This is a genomic window from Variovorax sp. PvP013, from assembly GCF_050435945.1.
In the GTDB taxonomy this organism is placed as follows: Bacteria; Pseudomonadota; Gammaproteobacteria; order Burkholderiales; family Burkholderiaceae_C; genus Variovorax.
The window spans coordinates 305,314-322,066 of sequence record NZ_JBNDLF010000001.1 but is presented as its reverse complement, the minus strand read 5'-3'; the positions used below and the strand labels follow the sequence as shown (position 1 = coordinate 322,066).

17 protein-coding genes are annotated in these 16,753 nt (G+C 70.6%); 14 read left to right on the top strand and 3 right to left on the bottom strand.

From position 1 onward, the window contains the following. Positions 1 to 4: 4 nt before the first annotated feature. The 5 genes from ABID77_RS01590 (at position 5) to tkt (ending at position 5,778) form a co-directional block, all read left to right on the top strand. The gene (locus ABID77_RS01590; protein ID WP_429589870.1) at positions 5 to 520 is read left to right on the top strand and encodes a TRAP transporter small permease; all 516 of its coding nucleotides are present in this window, start codon (positions 5 to 7) and stop codon (positions 518 to 520) included. Between the two features lie 3 nt (positions 521 to 523). Further along, positions 524 to 1,783, top strand: coding sequence for a TRAP transporter large permease (locus tag ABID77_RS01585; protein ID WP_429589866.1), 1,260 nt, complete (start codon positions 524 to 526; stop codon positions 1,781 to 1,783). 85 nt (positions 1,784 to 1,868) lie between these two features. Beyond that, positions 1,869 to 2,711: a transketolase gene (locus ABID77_RS01580; RefSeq protein WP_429589863.1), complete on the top strand. Its 843-nt coding sequence runs from the start codon at positions 1,869 to 1,871 to the stop codon at positions 2,709 to 2,711. A 65-nt stretch (positions 2,712 to 2,776) separates the two neighbouring features. Continuing rightward, positions 2,777 to 3,736 (top strand): transketolase family protein, encoded by a 960-nt coding sequence (locus ABID77_RS01575; protein WP_429593221.1) that lies wholly within the window; start codon positions 2,777 to 2,779, stop codon positions 3,734 to 3,736. Beyond that, on the top strand, positions 3,733 to 5,778 hold the full coding sequence (gene tkt / locus ABID77_RS01570) for a transketolase (protein WP_429589860.1): 2,046 nt from the start codon (positions 3,733 to 3,735) through the stop codon (positions 5,776 to 5,778). Before ABID77_RS01575 ends, tkt begins: the two co-directional genes overlap by 4 nt. Before the next feature lie 56 nt (positions 5,779 to 5,834). Here tkt and ABID77_RS01565 read toward each other — a convergent pair whose 3' ends face one another. Beyond that, complete coding sequence (locus ABID77_RS01565; RefSeq protein WP_429589857.1) at positions 5,835 to 6,392, bottom strand: OmpA family protein; 558 nt, start codon at positions 6,390 to 6,392, stop codon at positions 5,835 to 5,837. 84 nt (positions 6,393 to 6,476) lie between these two features. Between ABID77_RS01565 and ABID77_RS01560 the strand changes: the two genes are divergently transcribed. Continuing rightward, on the top strand, positions 6,477 to 7,157 hold the full coding sequence (locus tag ABID77_RS01560; RefSeq protein WP_429589854.1) for a gamma-glutamylcyclotransferase: 681 nt from the start codon (positions 6,477 to 6,479) through the stop codon (positions 7,155 to 7,157). Here the strand turns inward: ABID77_RS01560 and ABID77_RS01555 are convergent. Then, entirely contained in the window at positions 7,126 to 7,857 is a 732-nt protein-coding gene (locus tag ABID77_RS01555) for a nucleotidyltransferase family protein (RefSeq protein ID WP_429589851.1), read from the bottom strand. The two genes, ABID77_RS01560 and ABID77_RS01555, sit on opposite strands and share 32 nt — an antisense overlap. Positions 7,858 to 7,914: 57 nt before the next feature. Here ABID77_RS01555 and pdxH point away from each other — a divergent pair, with 57 nt between their 5' ends. The 7 genes from pdxH to dnaJ all read left to right on the top strand — a co-directional run bounded on the left by pdxH (position 7,915) and on the right by dnaJ (position 14,503). Continuing rightward, complete coding sequence (gene pdxH, locus ABID77_RS01550; RefSeq protein ID WP_429589848.1) at positions 7,915 to 8,634, top strand: pyridoxamine 5'-phosphate oxidase; 720 nt, start codon at positions 7,915 to 7,917, stop codon at positions 8,632 to 8,634. 86 nt (positions 8,635 to 8,720) lie between these two features. Further along, entirely contained in the window at positions 8,721 to 9,572 is an 852-nt protein-coding gene (gene asd / locus ABID77_RS01545) for an archaetidylserine decarboxylase (protein WP_429589845.1), read from the top strand. After that, a complete protein-coding gene (locus tag ABID77_RS01540; protein WP_429589842.1) occupies positions 9,569 to 9,937 on the top strand; it encodes a winged helix-turn-helix transcriptional regulator in 369 nt (122 codons plus the stop codon). The genes asd and ABID77_RS01540 overlap by 4 nt, the downstream gene beginning before the upstream one ends. A 107-nt stretch (positions 9,938 to 10,044) precedes the next feature. Then, complete coding sequence (locus ABID77_RS01535; protein WP_429589839.1) at positions 10,045 to 10,395, top strand: FKBP-type peptidyl-prolyl cis-trans isomerase; 351 nt, start codon at positions 10,045 to 10,047, stop codon at positions 10,393 to 10,395. A 219-nt stretch (positions 10,396 to 10,614) separates the two neighbouring features. Then, positions 10,615 to 11,208, top strand: a complete 594-nt coding sequence (gene grpE / locus ABID77_RS01530; RefSeq protein WP_429589836.1) for a nucleotide exchange factor GrpE — start codon at positions 10,615 to 10,617, stop codon at positions 11,206 to 11,208. Positions 11,209 to 11,310: 102 nt separating this feature from the next. Then, positions 11,311 to 13,257: a molecular chaperone DnaK gene (gene dnaK / locus ABID77_RS01525; protein ID WP_429589833.1), complete on the top strand. Its 1,947-nt coding sequence runs from the start codon at positions 11,311 to 11,313 to the stop codon at positions 13,255 to 13,257. A 106-nt stretch (positions 13,258 to 13,363) separates the two neighbouring features. Then, the gene (dnaJ, locus tag ABID77_RS01520; RefSeq protein ID WP_429589830.1) at positions 13,364 to 14,503 is read left to right on the top strand and encodes a molecular chaperone DnaJ; all 1,140 of its coding nucleotides are present in this window, start codon (positions 13,364 to 13,366) and stop codon (positions 14,501 to 14,503) included. A 21-nt stretch (positions 14,504 to 14,524) separates the two neighbouring features. On the opposite strand, the gene ABID77_RS01515 is transcribed toward dnaJ, so the two are convergent. Beyond that, positions 14,525 to 15,550, bottom strand: a complete 1,026-nt coding sequence (locus ABID77_RS01515) for a Bug family tripartite tricarboxylate transporter substrate binding protein (protein ID WP_429589827.1) — start codon at positions 15,548 to 15,550, stop codon at positions 14,525 to 14,527. A gap of 167 nt (positions 15,551 to 15,717) precedes the next feature. Between ABID77_RS01515 and ABID77_RS01510 the strand changes: the two genes are divergently transcribed. After that, positions 15,718 to 16,533 carry a DeoR/GlpR family DNA-binding transcription regulator gene (locus ABID77_RS01510; RefSeq protein ID WP_429589824.1) on the top strand — a complete coding sequence of 272 codons (816 nt, stop codon included), beginning with the start codon at positions 15,718 to 15,720 and terminating at the stop codon, positions 16,531 to 16,533. Positions 16,534 to 16,753 lie beyond the last annotated feature (220 nt).

Here is a 16,753-nt window from a genome sequence, read left to right as displayed (position 1 = left end):
CGCCATGCCCGTCCTCGACGCGATCGACCGCCTCGTCGGCGCCCTGTGCCGGGGCGTGCTCTACCTGACCCTCGCGGTCGTCTTCACGATCCTGGCCGCCAACGTGGTCCTGCGCTACGTCGCCGGCACCAGTCTGGCCGCGGCCTCCGAACTACCGGAGCTGATGTTCCCCTGGATGATCATGGCCGGCGTGGTGCTGGCCGCGCAGCACGGCTCGCACATCGCGGTGGTCATCCTGACGCAGCGCCTGGGCGCCTCGCGGCGCTGGGTGCTCGCCGGCGGCGCGCTGGCCGTGGCGGTCCTGTACGCGGCGCTGGCCGTCACGGCCTGGCCGCTGGCCGAGATCGCCGCCGACGAGCGCACGCCGATGCTGCAGGTGCCCGGCTCGGTCAGCGTGGGGTGCCTGATGGTGGGCTTCGCGCTGCTGTCGCTGGTCACGCTGTGCCGGCTGCCCCGGCTGTGGCGCGACGCGGCCGAGGACGCGCCGCAGGCCGCCGAGGCCCTGGCCCACGGAGCGTGAGCGATGACCGCCCTCATCATCACCCTCTTCGTCGTCGCGGCGCTGCTGTCGATCCCGATCGCGCACGCCCTGGTGCTGGCCTCCGTCGGCGGCCTGCTCATCATCGACAAGGTGCCGGTGCACCTGGCGATCGAGCAGATGCTGGCGCAGACCCAGAGCTTCCCGCTCATCGCCATCCCGTTCTTCATGATGACCGGCGCGCTGATGGTCAGCGGCAAGCTCGGCAAGAGCCTGGTGGACCTGCTGTCGATGATGATCGGCCGCGTCCACGGCGGCCCGGCGCAGGTCGGGGTGCTGTCCTCCACGATCTTCGGCGGCGTCTCGGGCTCGGCCGTGGCCGACGCCTCGGCCATCGGCTCGATGCTGATCCCGTGGCTCAAGAAGCTCGGCTACCCGGCGCCCTTCGCGGCCGGCACGCTGGCGGCGGCGGCCACCATCGACATCCTGATCCCGCCGTCGATCCCGATGATCGTCTACGCGCTGGTCTCGGGGGCGTCGATCGGCGCGCTGTTCGTCGCCGGCATCCTGCCGGGCCTGCTGATGTGCGGCGGCTTCATGGCGGTGTGCTACGTCCAGGGCCGTCGGCGCAACTTCCCGCGCGACACCACGCCCTTCGAATGGCCGGCCTTCTGGCGCCTGCTGGCCCACGCCGGCCCGGCGCTGGCGATGCCGGTGCTGATCATCGTGTTCCTGCGCTTCGGCATCGCCACGCCGACCGAGGTCAGCGTGATGTCGACGCTCTACGCGCTGGTGGTGGCGCTGGTGGTGTACCGCGACCTGACCTGGGCCAAGCTGCGCGCCGCCGCCATCGAGGCCGGCATCTCCACCGGCGTGGTTCTGCTGATCATCATGGCCTCCAGCGTGGTCGGCTGGATCGTCACCTACGAGCAGCTGCCCGCCGAGTTCACGCGTTTCGCCAAGGAGACGCTGCAGTCGCCCTGGCTGATCATCCTGGCGATGAACCTGATCATGCTGGCCACCGGCATGTTCATCGACCTGCCCGCCGCCGTGCTGCTGCTCACGCCGATGTTCGTGCCGCTGGCCTCGGCCGTGGGCATGGACACGGTGCAGCTCGGGATCATGATGATCGTCAACCTCTCGATCGGGCTCTACCACCCGCCCATCGGCACCACGCTGTTCATCACCAGCACGATCGCCAAGGTGCGCATCGGCGACGTGGTGGTGGAACTGATCCCGTTCTACGGCGTCGCCATCGCGCTGCTGCTGGGCTTCGCCTACCTGCCCTGGCTGACGATCCGCTGAGGCGCGGCGCGCGCCGCGCGCCCGCCTCTCCCGACGCCCGCGCCTTCCTTCCGTCCCGTTTCCTTCGTCCTCACGGAGCATTCCAATGACCGATCTTTCCGCGCTGCGGCAGTGCGCCCACCGCATCCGCCGCTTCGCCCTGCGCATGGGCGAAGTCCAGGGCCAGGGCTACATCGGCCAGGCCCTCGGCTATGCCGACGTGCTGGCCGCCGCCTACGGCCACGCCCTGAACCTGCGTCCGGACGACCCGGCGTGGGAGGGCCGCGACCGCTTCCTGCTCTCGCACGGCCACTACGCCATCGCCTTCTACGCCGCGCTGATCGAGGCCGGCGTGGTGCCGGAATCGGAACTCGAGAGCTACGGCAGCGACGACAGCCGGCTGCCGATGTCGGGCATGGCGACCTACACGCCGGGCATGGAGATGTCGGGCGGCTCGCTCGGCCAGGGCCTGCCGATCGCCGTCGGCATGGCGCTGGGCCTGCGCCTGAAGGGCAACCCGGCCTTCGTCTACAACTCGATGTCCGACGGCGAGCTCGACGAGGGCTCGACCTGGGAGGCCGCCATGGGTGCCGCCCACCACCGTCTGGCCAACCTGATCTGCGTGGTCGACATCAACAACCAGCAGGCCGACGGGCCGTCGGGCAAGGTGCTGGGCTTCGAGCCCCTGGCCGACAAGTGGGCCGCCTTCGGCTGGCACGTGCAGCGCGTCGACGGCAACGACCTCGAGGCCGTCGTCGCCGCCTTCGACACGGCGCGCCAGCTGCGCGAGGACCGGCCGCGCGTGATCCTCGCCGACACCCTGATGGGCAAGGGCGTGCCCTTCCTGGAGACGCGCGAGAAGAACCACTTCATCCGCGTCGACCCGCCCGAATGGCGCCAGGCCATCGCGCACCTCGACCAGACCCAGCCTCAAGGAGATGCCTCGTGAACGCCGACGCCCGCACCCCCGCCGCCGCCGCCGCGCCGGCCAAACCGCGCCTGACCACCTCGGCCATGATCGCCTCGATCGCCGGCGAGGGCCAGCGCGTGCAGGCCGCGCCCTTCGGCAAGGCCCTGGTCGAACTCGCCCGCGAGCGGCCGGAGATCGTCGGCATGACCGCCGACCTGGGCAAGTACACCGACCTGCACCTGTTCGCGCAGGCCCATCCGGAGCGCTTCTTCCAGATGGGCATGGCCGAGCAGCTGCTCATGGGCGCGGCCGGCGGCATGGCCAAGGAGGGCTTCACCGTCTTCGCCACCACCTACGCCGTCTTCGGCACGCGCCGCGCCTTCGACTTCGTCCACCAGGTCATCGCCGAGGAGCACCTCAACGTCAAGATGTGCTGCGCCCTGCCCGGTCTGACCACCGGCTACGGCCCCAGCCACCAGGCCACCGAGGACCTGGCGCTGATGCGCGGCATCCCCGGGCTGACCATCGTCGACCCCTGCGACGCGCTCGACACCGCCCAGGCCGTGGCGCAGATCGCCGACCACCCCGGCCCGGTCTACATGCGCCTGCTGCGCGGCAACGTGCCGCTGGTGCTCGACGAGTACGACTACACCTTCGAGCTGGGCAAGGCCAAGCGGCTGCGCGACGGCAGGGACGTGCTCATCGTTTCCAGCGGCTTCATGACCATGCGCTCGCTCGAAGTGGCCGAGGCCCTGCGCGCCGATTCCATCGACGTCGCCGTGCTGCACGTGCCGACCATCAAGCCGCTCGACGAGGCGACGCTGCTGGCCGAGTGCCGGCGCGAGGGCCGGCTGGTGGTGGTGGCCGAGAACCACTCGGTCGTCGGCGGCCTGGGCGAGGCCGTGGCCGGCCTGCTGGTGCGCGAGGGCGCGGCGCCCGCGCGCTTCCGGCAGGTCGCGCTGCCCGACGCCTTCCTCGACGCCGGCGCGCTGCCGACCCTGCACGACCGCTACGGCATCTCGACCGCCGCCATGTCGGCGCGCATCAGGCAGTGGCTCGAATGAGCGGGCGGACCGATCCGCAGGAGACGCCGTCCATGACCCGCCACGCGCTCGCCCCGCTCGCCGATGCGATCCGCTTCCTCGCCATCGACGCCATCGTGCGCGCCGGCGAGGGCCACCAGGGCGTGCCCCTGGGCATGGCCGAGATCGCCACCGCGCTCTACACCCGGCACCTGAAGTTCGACCCCGCCGACCCCACCTGGCCGGACCGCGACCGCGTGGTGCTGTCCAACGGCCACGGCTCGATGCTGCTCTACGCCCTGCTCCACCTGAGCGGCTACGAGCGCATCTCGCGCGAGCAGGTCGCGACCTTCCGCGACTTCGGCTCGCGCTGCGAGGGCCACCCGGAGTTCGATCCGGCCAGCGGCATCGAGGTCACCACCGGTCCGCTCGGCCAGGGCATCGCCAACGCCTTCGGCATGGCGGTGGCCGAGGCCCGCCTGGCCGCGCGCTTCGGCGACGACCTGGTCGACCACCGCACCTACGCCTTCGTCGGCGACGGCTGCCTGCAGGAGGGCATCGGCCAGGAGATGATCTCGCTGGCCGGCCACCTGCGGCTGGGCAAGCTGACGCTGCTGTGGGACGACAACCGCATCACCGACGACGGCGGCACCGAGCTCTCGATCAGCGAGGACGTGGCTGATCGCTTCCGCGTCGCGCGGTGGCACGTGGTCGAGGTCGACGGCCACGACATCGAGGCGGTGTCGACGGCGCTGGAGGCCGCGCGGCGCGACCCGCGCCCGTCCCTGCTGGCCTGCCGCACCGTCATCGCCAAAGGCATCGAGCGCCTGCAGGGACGGCGCGGCGGCCACAGCGCGCGCCTGCATCCGGAGGACGCCGAGGCCGCGCGCTGCGCCCTCGACTGGCCGCACCCGCCGTTCGAGGTGCCCGCGCCGGTGCGCGACGCCTGGCGCGCCGCCGGCCGGCGCAGCGACGCGGCGCACGCGGCCTGGCGGGACCGCCTCGCCGCGCTGCCGCCGGCCGAGCGCGCCGAGTTCGAGCGCGTGCTGGCCGGCGAGCTGCCCGTTGGCTGGCGCGAGGTGCTGCGCGAGCACCGCCGGCGCGCCGTCGACGAGCCGGGCGCGCCGCAGGGCGGCATCCTGATCTCGGCCGAGATCAACGACCTGCTCACCGACGTGCTGCCCGAGCGCATGGTCGGCTGCGCCGACCTGGAGGCGCCCACCGGCCACAAGCGCCGGCTCGACGCCTTCACGGCGGAACGTCGAAGCGGCGCCTACGTGCATTGCGGCGTGCGCGAGCACCTGATGGGCGCCATGGCCAACGGCATGGCGGCGCACGGCGGCGTGATCCCGCTGGCCGTGACCTACCTCGCCTTCGCCGACTACGAACGCCCCGCCATGCGCATGGCCGCCCTGATGCGGTTGCCGGTGCATTTCGTCTTCAGCCACGACTCCATCGGCGTCGGCAGGAACGGGCCGACGCACCAGCCCGTGGAGGTCCTCGCCTCGCTGCGGGCGATGCCGAACATGCGCGTGTTCCGGCCGGCCGACGCCGTCGAGGCGAGCGAGTGCTGGGAGGCCGCGCTGGAGGACCGTCAGGGACCGTCGAGCCTGGTGTTCGCGCGCCAGGCGCTGCCGCCGGTGCGCCGCCGGCCCAGCGGCGACAACCTGTCGCGCCGCGGCGCCTACGTGCTGGAAGAAGCCGAGGGCGGCCCGCGCGCGGTGACGCTGCTGGCGACCGGCTCCGAGGTGCTGCTGGCCGTGCAGGCGCGCGAGGCTCTGCAGGCCGGGGGCGTCCCGACCGCCGTGGTCTCGATGCCGTGCTGGGAGCTGTTCGACGAGCAGCATCCGACGTACCGGGCGCAGGTGCTGTCGGGCGACGGCGGGGAAGGCGGTGTGCGGGTCGCCGTCGAAGCCGCCGTCGCCTTCGGCTGGGAACGCTGGCTCGGCGCGCGCGGCGCCTTCGTCGGCATGACGGGCTTCGGCGCCTCGGGGCCGGCCGAGGCGCTGTACGCGCACTTCGGCATCACGGCCGACGCGGTGGCGGACGCGGCGCGGCGCCTGCTGCGACCGGCCGGGGCCTGAACGAAAAAAAGCCCGGCGGCGCCGGGCTTTCGAGAGGGTGCGGGACGGAAGACCGCTCAGTCGACCAGCTTGACCTCGACGCGCCGAGCCTGGGCGTTGTCGCCCGAACCGGTGCTGACGGCGGGCTTCTGCAGGTCGACGCGGTCGGCCGGCACGCCCAGGCCGATCAGCACGTCGCGCACGGTCTGCGCGCGCAGCTTGGCCAGTTCCTCGTTGACAGCGGCGTCGCCGGTCGAATCGTGGAAGCCCGAGACCATGGCGCGGCGGCCGTTGCCGATGCCCTGGATGACGGCGGCGAGCGCCTCGGCCGCGCCGGGCGCCAGGTCGGCGCTGCCGGTGGCGAAGTAGAAGTTCACGACGCCGTTGGCCACGCTGATGCTGGCGCCTTCGGGGACGATCACCGTGACGGTCTCGGTGACGACGCTGACGGTGGGCGTGCCCGGTACGATCGCGACCACGGCGGGCGTCGCGGCGGCCGTCGCGGCCGGCCGCGTGGCCAGGCCGTAGCGATGGACGGCGAAGCCGACGATCGTGAAGACCACCAGCGCGATCAGGGCGAAAAGGAAGCCGAGGGCGAAACGCTGTTGACTGTCTTCGTCGTTGTTGGATGACATCCGGTGATCTCCGTAGGAAAGTGAGTTGGGCACGTAAATAATGGGCGGGTGAGCCATGATCGTGAAATTGTAGGCGGCGCCGTCGTGGACCCCGCCGCCGGAGCCCTCCCGAACGCGGCGCCGCGCCCGCCCCAACCGCTGCTCGAACGCGTCATCGCCGACTGGGGCGGGCGCGACGACCTGTGGCTGTTCGGCTACGGCTCGCTGATCTGGCGCCAGGAGTTCGACGCCGTCGAGCACCGCCCCGCCCTCGTGCACGGCTGGCACCGCGCGCTCAAGCTGTGGAGCCGGGCGCACCGGGGCACGGTGCACAACCCCGGGCTGGTCTTCGGGCTGCTCTCGGGCGGCAGCTGCCGGGGCGTGGTGTTCCGCGTGCCGGCCGCCGACGGGCTGGAGGCGCTCGGGCGGCTGTGGCTGCGCGAGATGGCCGATTCGATCTACGACCCGCGCTGGCTCGACTGCCGCACCGCCGGCGGCCCGGTGCGCGCCCTCGCCTTCACGCTGTCGCGGCGCAGTCCGCACTTTGCTGGCGAACTCAGCGACGACCACTACCGCCACGTCTTCCGCAGCGCCAGCGGGAATTTCGGCAGCTCGATCGACTATGCGCGCCTGACCCTGCAGGAGCTGCAGCGCCACGCGATCCACGATCGCGCGCTGGCGCGGCTGGTGCGGCTGGCCGAGCGGGTGGAGCAGGAGCGGGCGGCGGAGGCGGCGGGAACGTCCGTCGCCTCCGTCAGTGCTGCGCCGCTTCCGCCGCGCGGCTGAGGAGCAGCGCCTCGGCCGCCGCCAGGTCGGCCAGGGTGTCGATGTCGGTGACGATGCCGGCGTCGTCCACCGCCAGTTCGACGACGCGCCCCGCCGCGCGCAGGCGCTGGAGCACCGGCGCGGCGCCGAACTCGCCCGACAGGCGCAGCAGCTCATCGCGGCAGGCGGCCGAGAAGGCCACCGGATGCCCGCGCCGGCCGGCGTGGACGGGTTGCACGGCGTGGCCGGCGGGCGACGCGCCGGGAAACGGTGCCTGGACCGGCGCGGACGTCGGCATCGACGTCGCCGAGGCCTCCCGCAGCGCCCGCGCCACGCGTCGCAGGGTCGCGGGCCGCACCAGCGGCAGGTCGGCCGGTAGCACCAGCCAGCCGGCCGCCCCGGTCGTCGCTCGCACCGCCGCCGCGATCGAGTCGCCCATGCCGGGATGGCCGGCGTCCTCGACGTGCCAGGGCAGTCCGCTCGCGCGCACGGCCGCCAGCGTGCGCTCCCGCACCGGCCGGCCGCCGAGCGGCGCGTCGAGCTTGTGACGCGTGCCGCCCGAGGCCCGGAAGCGCTCGCCCCGCCCGGAGGCGAGCACGATCACCGTGGGCGCGGGGCCCGCGTCGGCGGGGGCTTCCCGCTCGTGCGCGGTCGCGGCGGAAGTGGCCGTGGCCGTGGCCGGGGTGGCGAGGACGCCGGGGATTCGTTCGGACGGATTCATCGCCGGCAGTATCCCGTCCCCGCGCGAAGCGCCCGCGCTGCACGGACAATCCGGCCCATGACCGATCCCCAGCGCCCCGACGCCGCCCCCCACGTCCCCTCCCCGACCGAGCTCGCCGCCCTGCGCAAGAGCTACGAGCGCGCCGAACTCGACGAGACCCGCAGCGACGCCGATCCGCTGCGGCAGTTCGAGCGCTGGCTCGGCGAGGCCATCGACGCGCGCGTGCCCGAGCCCAACGCGATGACGCTGGCCACCGTCGGCGCCGACCTGCGGCCGTCCACGCGCATCGTGCTGGTCAAGGGCGTCGATGCGCGCGGTCTGGTCTGGTACACCAACTACGACAGCCGCAAGGGCCGCGAACTGGCCGGCAACCCGTACGCGGCCTTGCAGTTCCACTGGGTCGAACTCGAACGCGTGGTGCGCATCGAGGGCGTGGTCGAGATGACCGACGCCGCCGAGAGCGACGCCTACTTCGCCAGCCGGCCGCTGGACTCGCGCCTGGGCGCCTGGGCCAGCCCGCAGAGCGAGGTGATCGAGGGGCGCGACGTGCTGGTGAAGAACGCCGCGCTGGCCGCCGCGCGCTTCCTGCTGGCGCCGCCGCGGCCGCCGCACTGGGGCGGCTATCGCCTGGTGCCGCAGCGCTGGGAGTTCTGGCAGGGCCGCAAGAGCCGGCTGCACGACCGGCTGCGCTACCGCCGCGACGCGGCGGGCGGCGCGGGCGACGTCGAGGCCGGTGTCGACGCCGCCGGCTGGATCCGCGAGCGACTGGCGCCCTGACCGACGCCCGCACGCTCGAAATGCCCCGCCGCGCGGCGGGTCGAATTCCTAGAATGCGGTGTCCCCCGCTTCCCGAGAGCCATGCCGTGTCCGACCGCCTCCCCGTCCTGCCCCAATACGTCCTGCCCAAGCAGGCCCTGACATCCTTCGCCGGCTGGGTCGCGGGCAAGGAACGCGGCGCCGTCACGACCTGGATCATCCGGCGCTTCGTCGCCAAGTACGGGGTGAACATGGGCGAGGCGCTGGAGAGCGACATCGCGCGCTACGCCAGCTTCAACGACTTCTTCACGCGCGCACTCAAGCCCGGCGCGCGGCCGATCGCGCCGGCCGCCCTGGTCTGCCCGGTCGACGGCGCGATCAGCCAGTTCGGCCGCATCGACGGCGACCAGATCTTCCAGGCCAAGGGCCACAACTACCGCACGACCGAGCTGGTCGGCGGCGACGCGGCGCTGGCGGCGCGGTTCGCCCACGGCAGCTTCGCCACGATCTACCTCAGCCCGCGCGACTACCACCGCATCCACATGCCCTGCGACGGCCGGCTGGTGCGCATGATCTACGTGCCGGGCGACCTGTTCTCGGTCAACCCGACGACCGCGCGCGGCGTGCCGGGACTGTTCGCGCGCAACGAGCGCACGGTGTGCGTGTTCGAGACGGCGCGCGGCCCCTTCGTGCTGGTGCTGGTGGGCGCGACCATCGTCGGCAGCATGGCGACGGTCTGGCACGGCGTGGTCAACCCGCCGCGCGGCGGCGGGATTCGCGAATGGCGCTACGACGATCAGGACATCCGTCTGAAGAAGGGCGACGAGATGGGCCGCTTCCTGCTCGGCTCGACCGTCGTGCTGCTGTTCCCGGCGCCGCCGCTGCGCTTCACCGCCGACTGGGCGCCGGCCCGTGCGGTGCGCCTGGGCGAGCCGATGGCGGAGTACGCGGCGGCATGAGCTCGAAGGAGAACGTCGCCGTCGGCCAGTTGCTGGCGCTGCTGGAGGCGCGCTACGCGCTGCGCGTGCTGTGGGCGCTGCGCGACGGGCACGCGCAGACCTTCCGGCTGCTGCAGGACAGCGTCGGCGGCATCACGCCCAACACGCTCAACACCCGCATCAAGGAGCTGCGCGAGGCCGGCGTGGTGAGCCACGGCGGCGACGGCTACAGCCTGACGCTGAGCGGGCAGGACCTGCTCAAGCGCCTGTCGGACCTGCAGGCCTTCGCGGTCAAGTGGCAGGCCGGCCAGCAGCGCAAAGCGATGGCACCGGCGCCGGTGACCGCCCCCGTGGCGCCGGCCGCCGATCTGCCGCTGCCGCGCTGACGCACGGGCCGGCATCGGCCTACTGCGGAGTTCGAAAACCGGTCGTTAAACTCCGCCGCTGCCTTTTTTTCCCATCGATTCCATTCTTCTCTCAACAAGGAACGTTCATGCCCACCACCTCCTCCGGTCTGCAATACGAAGACACCGTCGTCGGCGATGGCGCCGAAGCCAAGGCCGGCCAGCACGTGCACGTGCACTACACCGGCTGGCTCTACAAGGACGGCGTGCAGGGCGCCAAGTTCGACTCGAGTCGCGACCGCAACGACCCCTTCGCCTTCTCGCTGGGCGCCGGCCAGGTCATCAAGGGCTGGGACGAAGGCGTCGCCGGCATGAAGATCGGCGGCCAGCGCACGCTGATCATCCCGGCCGCGCTGGGCTACGGCGCGCGCGGCGCCGGCGGCGTGATCCCGCCGAACGCGACGCTGAAGTTCGACGTCGAACTCCTGGACGCACACTGATTCCAGGGTCGTCCTCGCGCAATCCGTCAGGGCCGCTTCGCGGCCCTTTTGCATTGCCGCGATCGGGATGCGACATGTCTTCCTCGGGTTCGGATGCCCGCGCGGGTGGCTTTCACGGGGCGCCGAAGTCGCGTTCAATTTCTTCTTGAAAAGTTCCGCGCCATCCCCACGTGGCCTGCAGTCGCTATTTCCAAGGTCCGGTTCACACCGCCATCGAACATGTCAGCACCCTTCCATCCCGAATCCCCCGTCCCGAACCCGAACGATCCGAACGCCCTGCAGGGCGCGCCCAGCCCCGAGGAACTCGAAGCCGCGCAGGCCGCCGACGAGGCGGACGCCCAGTCCGGGCTGGCCGATGCCCAGGCCGAGCTCGCGACGCTCAAGGCCAAGAACGCCGAGCTGGCCGACCAGTACCTGCGCGCCCAGGCCGACGTGCAGAACGCCCGCCGCCGCGCCGACGACGAGATCACCAAGGCGCGCAAGTTCGCCGTCGAGGCCTTCGCCGAGAGCCTGCTGCCGGTGACCGACAGCCTCGAGGCCGGCCTGGCGATCCAGGACGCCACGCCCCAGCAGATCCGCGAAGGCGCCGCCGCCACGCTGCAGCAGCTCAAGAGCGCGCTGGAACGCAACAAGGTGATCGAGATCGCGCCGGCCGCCGGCACCAAGTTCGATCCGCACCAGCACCAAGCCATCTCGGTGGTGCCGGCGCCGGGCCAGGAAGCCAACACCGTCGTGGCCGTGCTGCAGAAGGGCTACACCATCGCCGAACGCGTGCTGCGTCCGGCCCTGGTCACGGTCAGCGCGCCGTCCTGACCTCATCTCTCTCGAAAAACCGCCGGTCCGTCCCCTTGAATCGGACCGCGTGATCCGCAGATTCACAACAACTCAATTTTCCGCATCAGGAGCAAAAACATCATGGGCAAGATCATCGGCATCGACCTGGGCACGACCAACTCGTGCGTCTCGATCATGGAGGGCAATTCGACCCGCGTGATCGAGAACTCCGAAGGCGCGCGCACTACGCCGTCCATCGTGGCCTATCAGGAAGACGGTGAAGTGCTGGTCGGCGCCTCGGCCAAGCGCCAGGCCGTCACCAACCCCAAGAACACGATCTACGCGGTCAAGCGCCTGATCGGGCGCAAGTTCGAGGAGAAGGAAGTCCAGAAGGACATCGACCTGATGCCCTACACCATCACCAAGGCTGACAACGGCGACGCCTGGGTGGAGAGCCGCGGCAAGAAGCTCGCGCCGCAGCAGGTCAGCGCCGAGATCCTGCGCAAGATGAAGAAGACCGCCGAGGACTACCTGGGCGAGCCGGTGACCGAGGCCGTGATCACGGTGCCGGCCTACTTCAACGACAGCCAGCGCCAGGCCACCAAGGACGCCGGGCGCATCGCCGGCCTGGACGTCAAGCGCATCATCAACGAGCCGACGGCCGCCGCGCTCGCCTTCGGCCTGGACAAGCAGGAGAAGGGCGACCGCAAGATCGCCGTGTACGACCTGGGTGGCGGCACCTTCGACGTCTCGATCATCGAGATCGCCGACGTCGACGGCGAGAAGCAGTTCGAGGTGCTCTCGACCAACGGCGACACCTTCCTGGGCGGCGAGGACTTCGACCAGCGCATCATCGACTTCATCATCTCCGAGTTCAAGAAGGACCAGGGCGTCGACCTCGGCAAGGACGTGCTCGCGCTGCAGCGCCTGAAGGAAGCCGCCGAGAAGGCCAAGATCGAGCTGTCCAACGGCGCGCAGACCGACATCAACCTGCCCTACATCACGGCCGACGCGTCGGGTCCGAAGCACCTGAACATCAAGCTCAGCCGCGCCAAGCTCGAATCGCTGGTCGACGAGTTGATCGAGCGCACCATCGCGCCGTGCCGCACCGCCATCAAGGATGCCGGCGTGAGCGTGTCGGACATCAACGACGTGATCCTGGTGGGCGGCATGACCCGCATGCCCAAGGTGCAGGAGAAGGTCAAGGAGTTCTTCGGCAAGGAACCGCGCAAGGACGTGAACCCCGACGAGGCCGTGGCCGTGGGCGCCGCCATCCAGGGCCAGGTGCTCTCGGGCGACCGCAAGGACGTGCTGCTGCTGGACGTGACCCCGCTGTCGCTGGGCATCGAGACGATGGGCGGCGTGATGACCAAGATGATCACGAAGAACACGACCATCCCGACGAAGTTCGCGCAGACCTTCTCGACCGCCGAGGACAACCAGCCGGCCGTGACCATCAAGGTGTTCCAGGGCGAGCGCGAGATCGCCTCGGGCAACAAGGCGCTGGGCGAGTTCAATCTGGAAGGTATCCCGCCGGCCTCGCGCGGCACGCCGCAGATCGAGGTGAGCTTCGACATCGACGCCAACGGCATCCTGCACGTGGGCGCCAAGGACAAGGGCACGGGCAAGGAGAACAAGATCACCATCAAGGCGAACTCGGGCCTGTCGGAGGACGAGATCCAGAAGATGGTGAAGGATGCCGAGCTCAATGCCGCCGACGACAAGAAGAAGCTCGAACTCGTGCAGGCGCGCAACCAGGGCGAGGCCATGGTGCACAGCGTGAAGAAGTCGCTGGGCGAGCACGGCGCGAGCCTGGACGCGGGCGAGAAGGAGAAGATCGAGGCCGCGATCAAGGACGTCGAGGACGCCCTGAAGACCGAGGACACGGCGGCGATCGGCGAGAAGACCAACACGCTCATGAGCGCGAGCCAGAAGCTCGGCGAGAAGATGTACGCCGAGTCGCAGGCCGCGGCCGGCGGCGCGGCCGAAGGCCCGGGTGCCGGTGGCGGCGCGCAGTCCTCGTCGTCGAACGCGGCGGCCGACGACAACGTCGTCGACGCCGAAGTCAAGGAAGTCAAGAAGGGCTGATCGCCCCGCCTTGACCCGAGGCTGGATCACCTGAGCGGGTGATCCAGCCTTTTACGTTTCCAGCCCCCGTCCCTGCCCTGCCCTCCGCTCCCGAAGATCACCGACCATGGCCACCAAACGCGACTATTACGAAACCCTCGGCGTCCCCAAGAACGCGAGCGACGAAGAGATCAAGAAGGCTTATCGCAAGCAGGCGATGAAGCACCATCCGGACCGCAATCACGGCGACACCAGCAAGGACGCCGAGGCCAAGTTCAAGGAAGCCAAGGAAGCCTACGAGATGCTGTCGGACGCGCAGAAGCGCGCGGCATACGACCAGTACGGCCACGCCGGCGTCGACCCGAACATGCGCGGCGGCCCGGGCGCGGAAGGCTTCGGCGGCTTCGCGGAGGCCTTCGGCGACATCTTCGGGGACGTCTTCGGTGGCGCGCGCGGCGGCCGTCAGAGCAGCGGGCGGCAGGTGTTCCGCGGCGGCGACCTGAGCTATGCGATGGAGGTCACGCTGGAGGAGGCCGCCGACGGCAAGGACGCGCAGATCCGCATTCCGAGCTGGGACGAGTGCGGCACCTGCCACGGCTCGGGCGCCAAGGCCGGCACCAAGCCCATCACCTGCACCACCTGCCACGGCCAGGGGGCGGTGCAGATGCGCCAGGGCTTCTTCAGCGTGCAGCAGACGTGTCCGCAGTGCCACGGCACCGGGAAGATCATTCCCGAACCCTGCGCCACCTGTCACGGCCAGGGCAAGATCAAGAACAACAAGACGCTGGAAGTGAAGATCCCCGCCGGCATCGACGACGGCATGCGCATCCGCAGCACCGGCAACGGCGAGCCCGGCACCAACGGCGGCCCGCCGGGCGACCTCTACATCGAGGTGCGCCTGAAGAAGCACGAGGTCTTCGAGCGCGACGGCGACGACCTGCATTGCGTGGTGCCCGTCAGCATGACGACCGCGGCGCTCGGCGGCGAGATCGACGTGCCCACGCTCAAGGGCGACGCGGCCATCGACATCCCCGAGGGCACGCAGAGCGGCAAGCAGTTCCGCCTGCGCGGCAAGGGCATCAAGGGCGTGCGTTCGAGCTACCCGGGCGACCTGTACTGCCACGTGCGCGTGGAGACGCCGGTCAAGCTGACCGAGCACCAGCGCAAGCTGGTCAAGGAACTCGACGAATCGCTCAAGAAGGGCGGCGACAAGCACAGCCCCGCCGACAAGGGCTGGATCGACAAGGCGAAGGACTTCTTCAGCTGATCGCCCGCCCGGTCGGGTCGGTCAGTCGGCGCGGATGTCGGCGCTCTTGATGACCTTGCCGTACTTGGCGTGTTCGGCCTGCGTGAAGACGGCCAGTTCCTGCGGCGTGCCGTAGGCCGGCGTGACGGCGAAGCCCTTGAGCTTGTCGATCACGTCGGGCGATTTCATGATCTTCCCGAGTTCGGCGCTCAGCCGCTCGATCACCGGTGCCGGCGTGCGGGCCGGCGCGTACAGCGCGTACCAGGCATTGACCGCGAAGTTCGGATAGCCGGCTTCGGCGAAGGTCGGCACGTTGGGCAGTTCGGCCAGGCGCGCCGGCGCGGCCACCGCGATGGGGCGCAGCTTGCCGCCCCGGATCATCGGCATCGCGCTGGTGGTGGTGTCGAAGATCACCGACAGCCGCCCGCCCATCAGGTCCATCGTGTGCGCGTTGCCGCCCTTGTAGGGCACGTGCGTCATCTTCGTGCCGGAGGCCTGCGAGAACAGTTCGCCCGCCAGATGCAGCGGCGAGCCGTTGCCGGCCGATCCGTACATCACCTCGCCCGGCTTCTGCTTCGCCGCCTCGACGAGCTGGCCGAGCGTCGTGTAGGGCGACTCCGTGGCCACCGTGGCGATGGTCGGCGCCAGCCCGATCAGGCCGATCGGCGCGAAGTCCTTCAATGCGTCGTAGGTCACGCCGGGCAGCAGTTGCGGGCTGACGGCATGGCTGGCCAACGAGCCCAGCAGCAGCGTGTAGCCGTTGGGGGCGGCCTTGGCGACCATGCCGGCGCCGATGGTGGTGCCCGCGCCGGGCCGGTTGTCCACCACCACGCTCTGGCTCAGGGCCTCGCCCAGCTTCTGCGCCACCAGTCGCCCGATGGCGTCGTTGGCGCCGCCGGCCGGATACGGCACGACCAGCGTGACCGGGTGATCGGGATAGGCGGCGGTCTGCGCCCGGGCACCGGTCGCGGCACACAGGCCCAGCGCGAGGGCGGCACCCGCCGCCAGGCAGGCGCGGCGGCGGGTCGAGAGGACGGAAGGCGGGAACGAGGCACGGATCTCGGGCATGGGGAGGTCTCCTTTTCTTGTTCGTGGAAGGGCGGCGGATGCCGGCTTGCACGACGTTCCAAATTTTTTCACAATCGATCAGCTTCGAGCAACACGCATTCCACCCGAAGCCACTCTCGTTGGTGAAAACACCTACCAACATCTTCCACTTCCTATCTCGATCGATCATGAGCGCTTCCGTCTCCTTGTCCAGCGTGAGCATGCTGCCGGTGCAGCGCCGCGAGCGGATCGTGGCCTTCCTGCAGCGCCACGGCGCCGTCACGCTGCAGCAGCTCGCGCAGGCGCTGGACGCCTCGCTCTCCACCCTGCGGCGCGACCTGGACGGCCTGGAAGCCGAGGGCGTGCTCGACCGCACGCACGGCGGCGCGATCCTGCGCCAGCAGCACTACAGCACCTTCGAGCCCGATCCGCAGGCCGCGGCGGAACTGTCGCCGCGCGAGAAGCGCGCCATCGGCATCGCCGCCGCCGCAGCGCTGCAGCCCGGCCAGAGCGTGATCTTCGACAGCGGCAGCACCGTGCTCGAGGCCGCGCGCGCCGCGGTGGAACGACGCATTCCGCTGGTCGCGGTGACCAACGACCTCGCCATCGGCCAGGTGCTGGGGACCAGCCCGATCGTGAAGGTCCACGTGCTGGGCGGCCACCTGCGCCCCGGCAGCCACACGCTCACGGGCGACGGCGTGATCGAGAGCGCCCGCGCCCTGCAGGTCGACGTGCTGCTGCTGGGCGCGCACGCCGTGACCGACGGCGTGCTGTCGGAAACCGATGCCGACGTCGCCGCCGTCAAGCGCGCCTTGCTCCAGTCGGCGCGCAGCCGGCGCCTGCTGGCCGACGCCTCGAAGTTCCGCCCGCGCGCCTTCATGCGCGTCTGCGCCGCGACCGAGCTGCACGAAGTCGTCACCGATGCCGGACTCGGTCCGGCCGAGGCCGAGGCACTGCGCCGCGCCGGTCTGACGGTGACGCAGGTGCAGGTGGGCGCGGCGTGAACCGCCCGCGATGTCCTTGAACGCAACCTAAGGTTCTATGGGCAAAGCCGACCGATTAGGAACTTTGCCTCACCCCTGTTGCTCTGAAAGGACATTGCGCCTTCACGGGTGCGATCTTTGCTTTATGCTGAATCTCAGCACAGGCACGCAGCCCTCGTGAACCACCTCATCCAAGGTGCGACGACCCGGCGGCTGCTGCAGATCGGGGCTATCGCCTCAT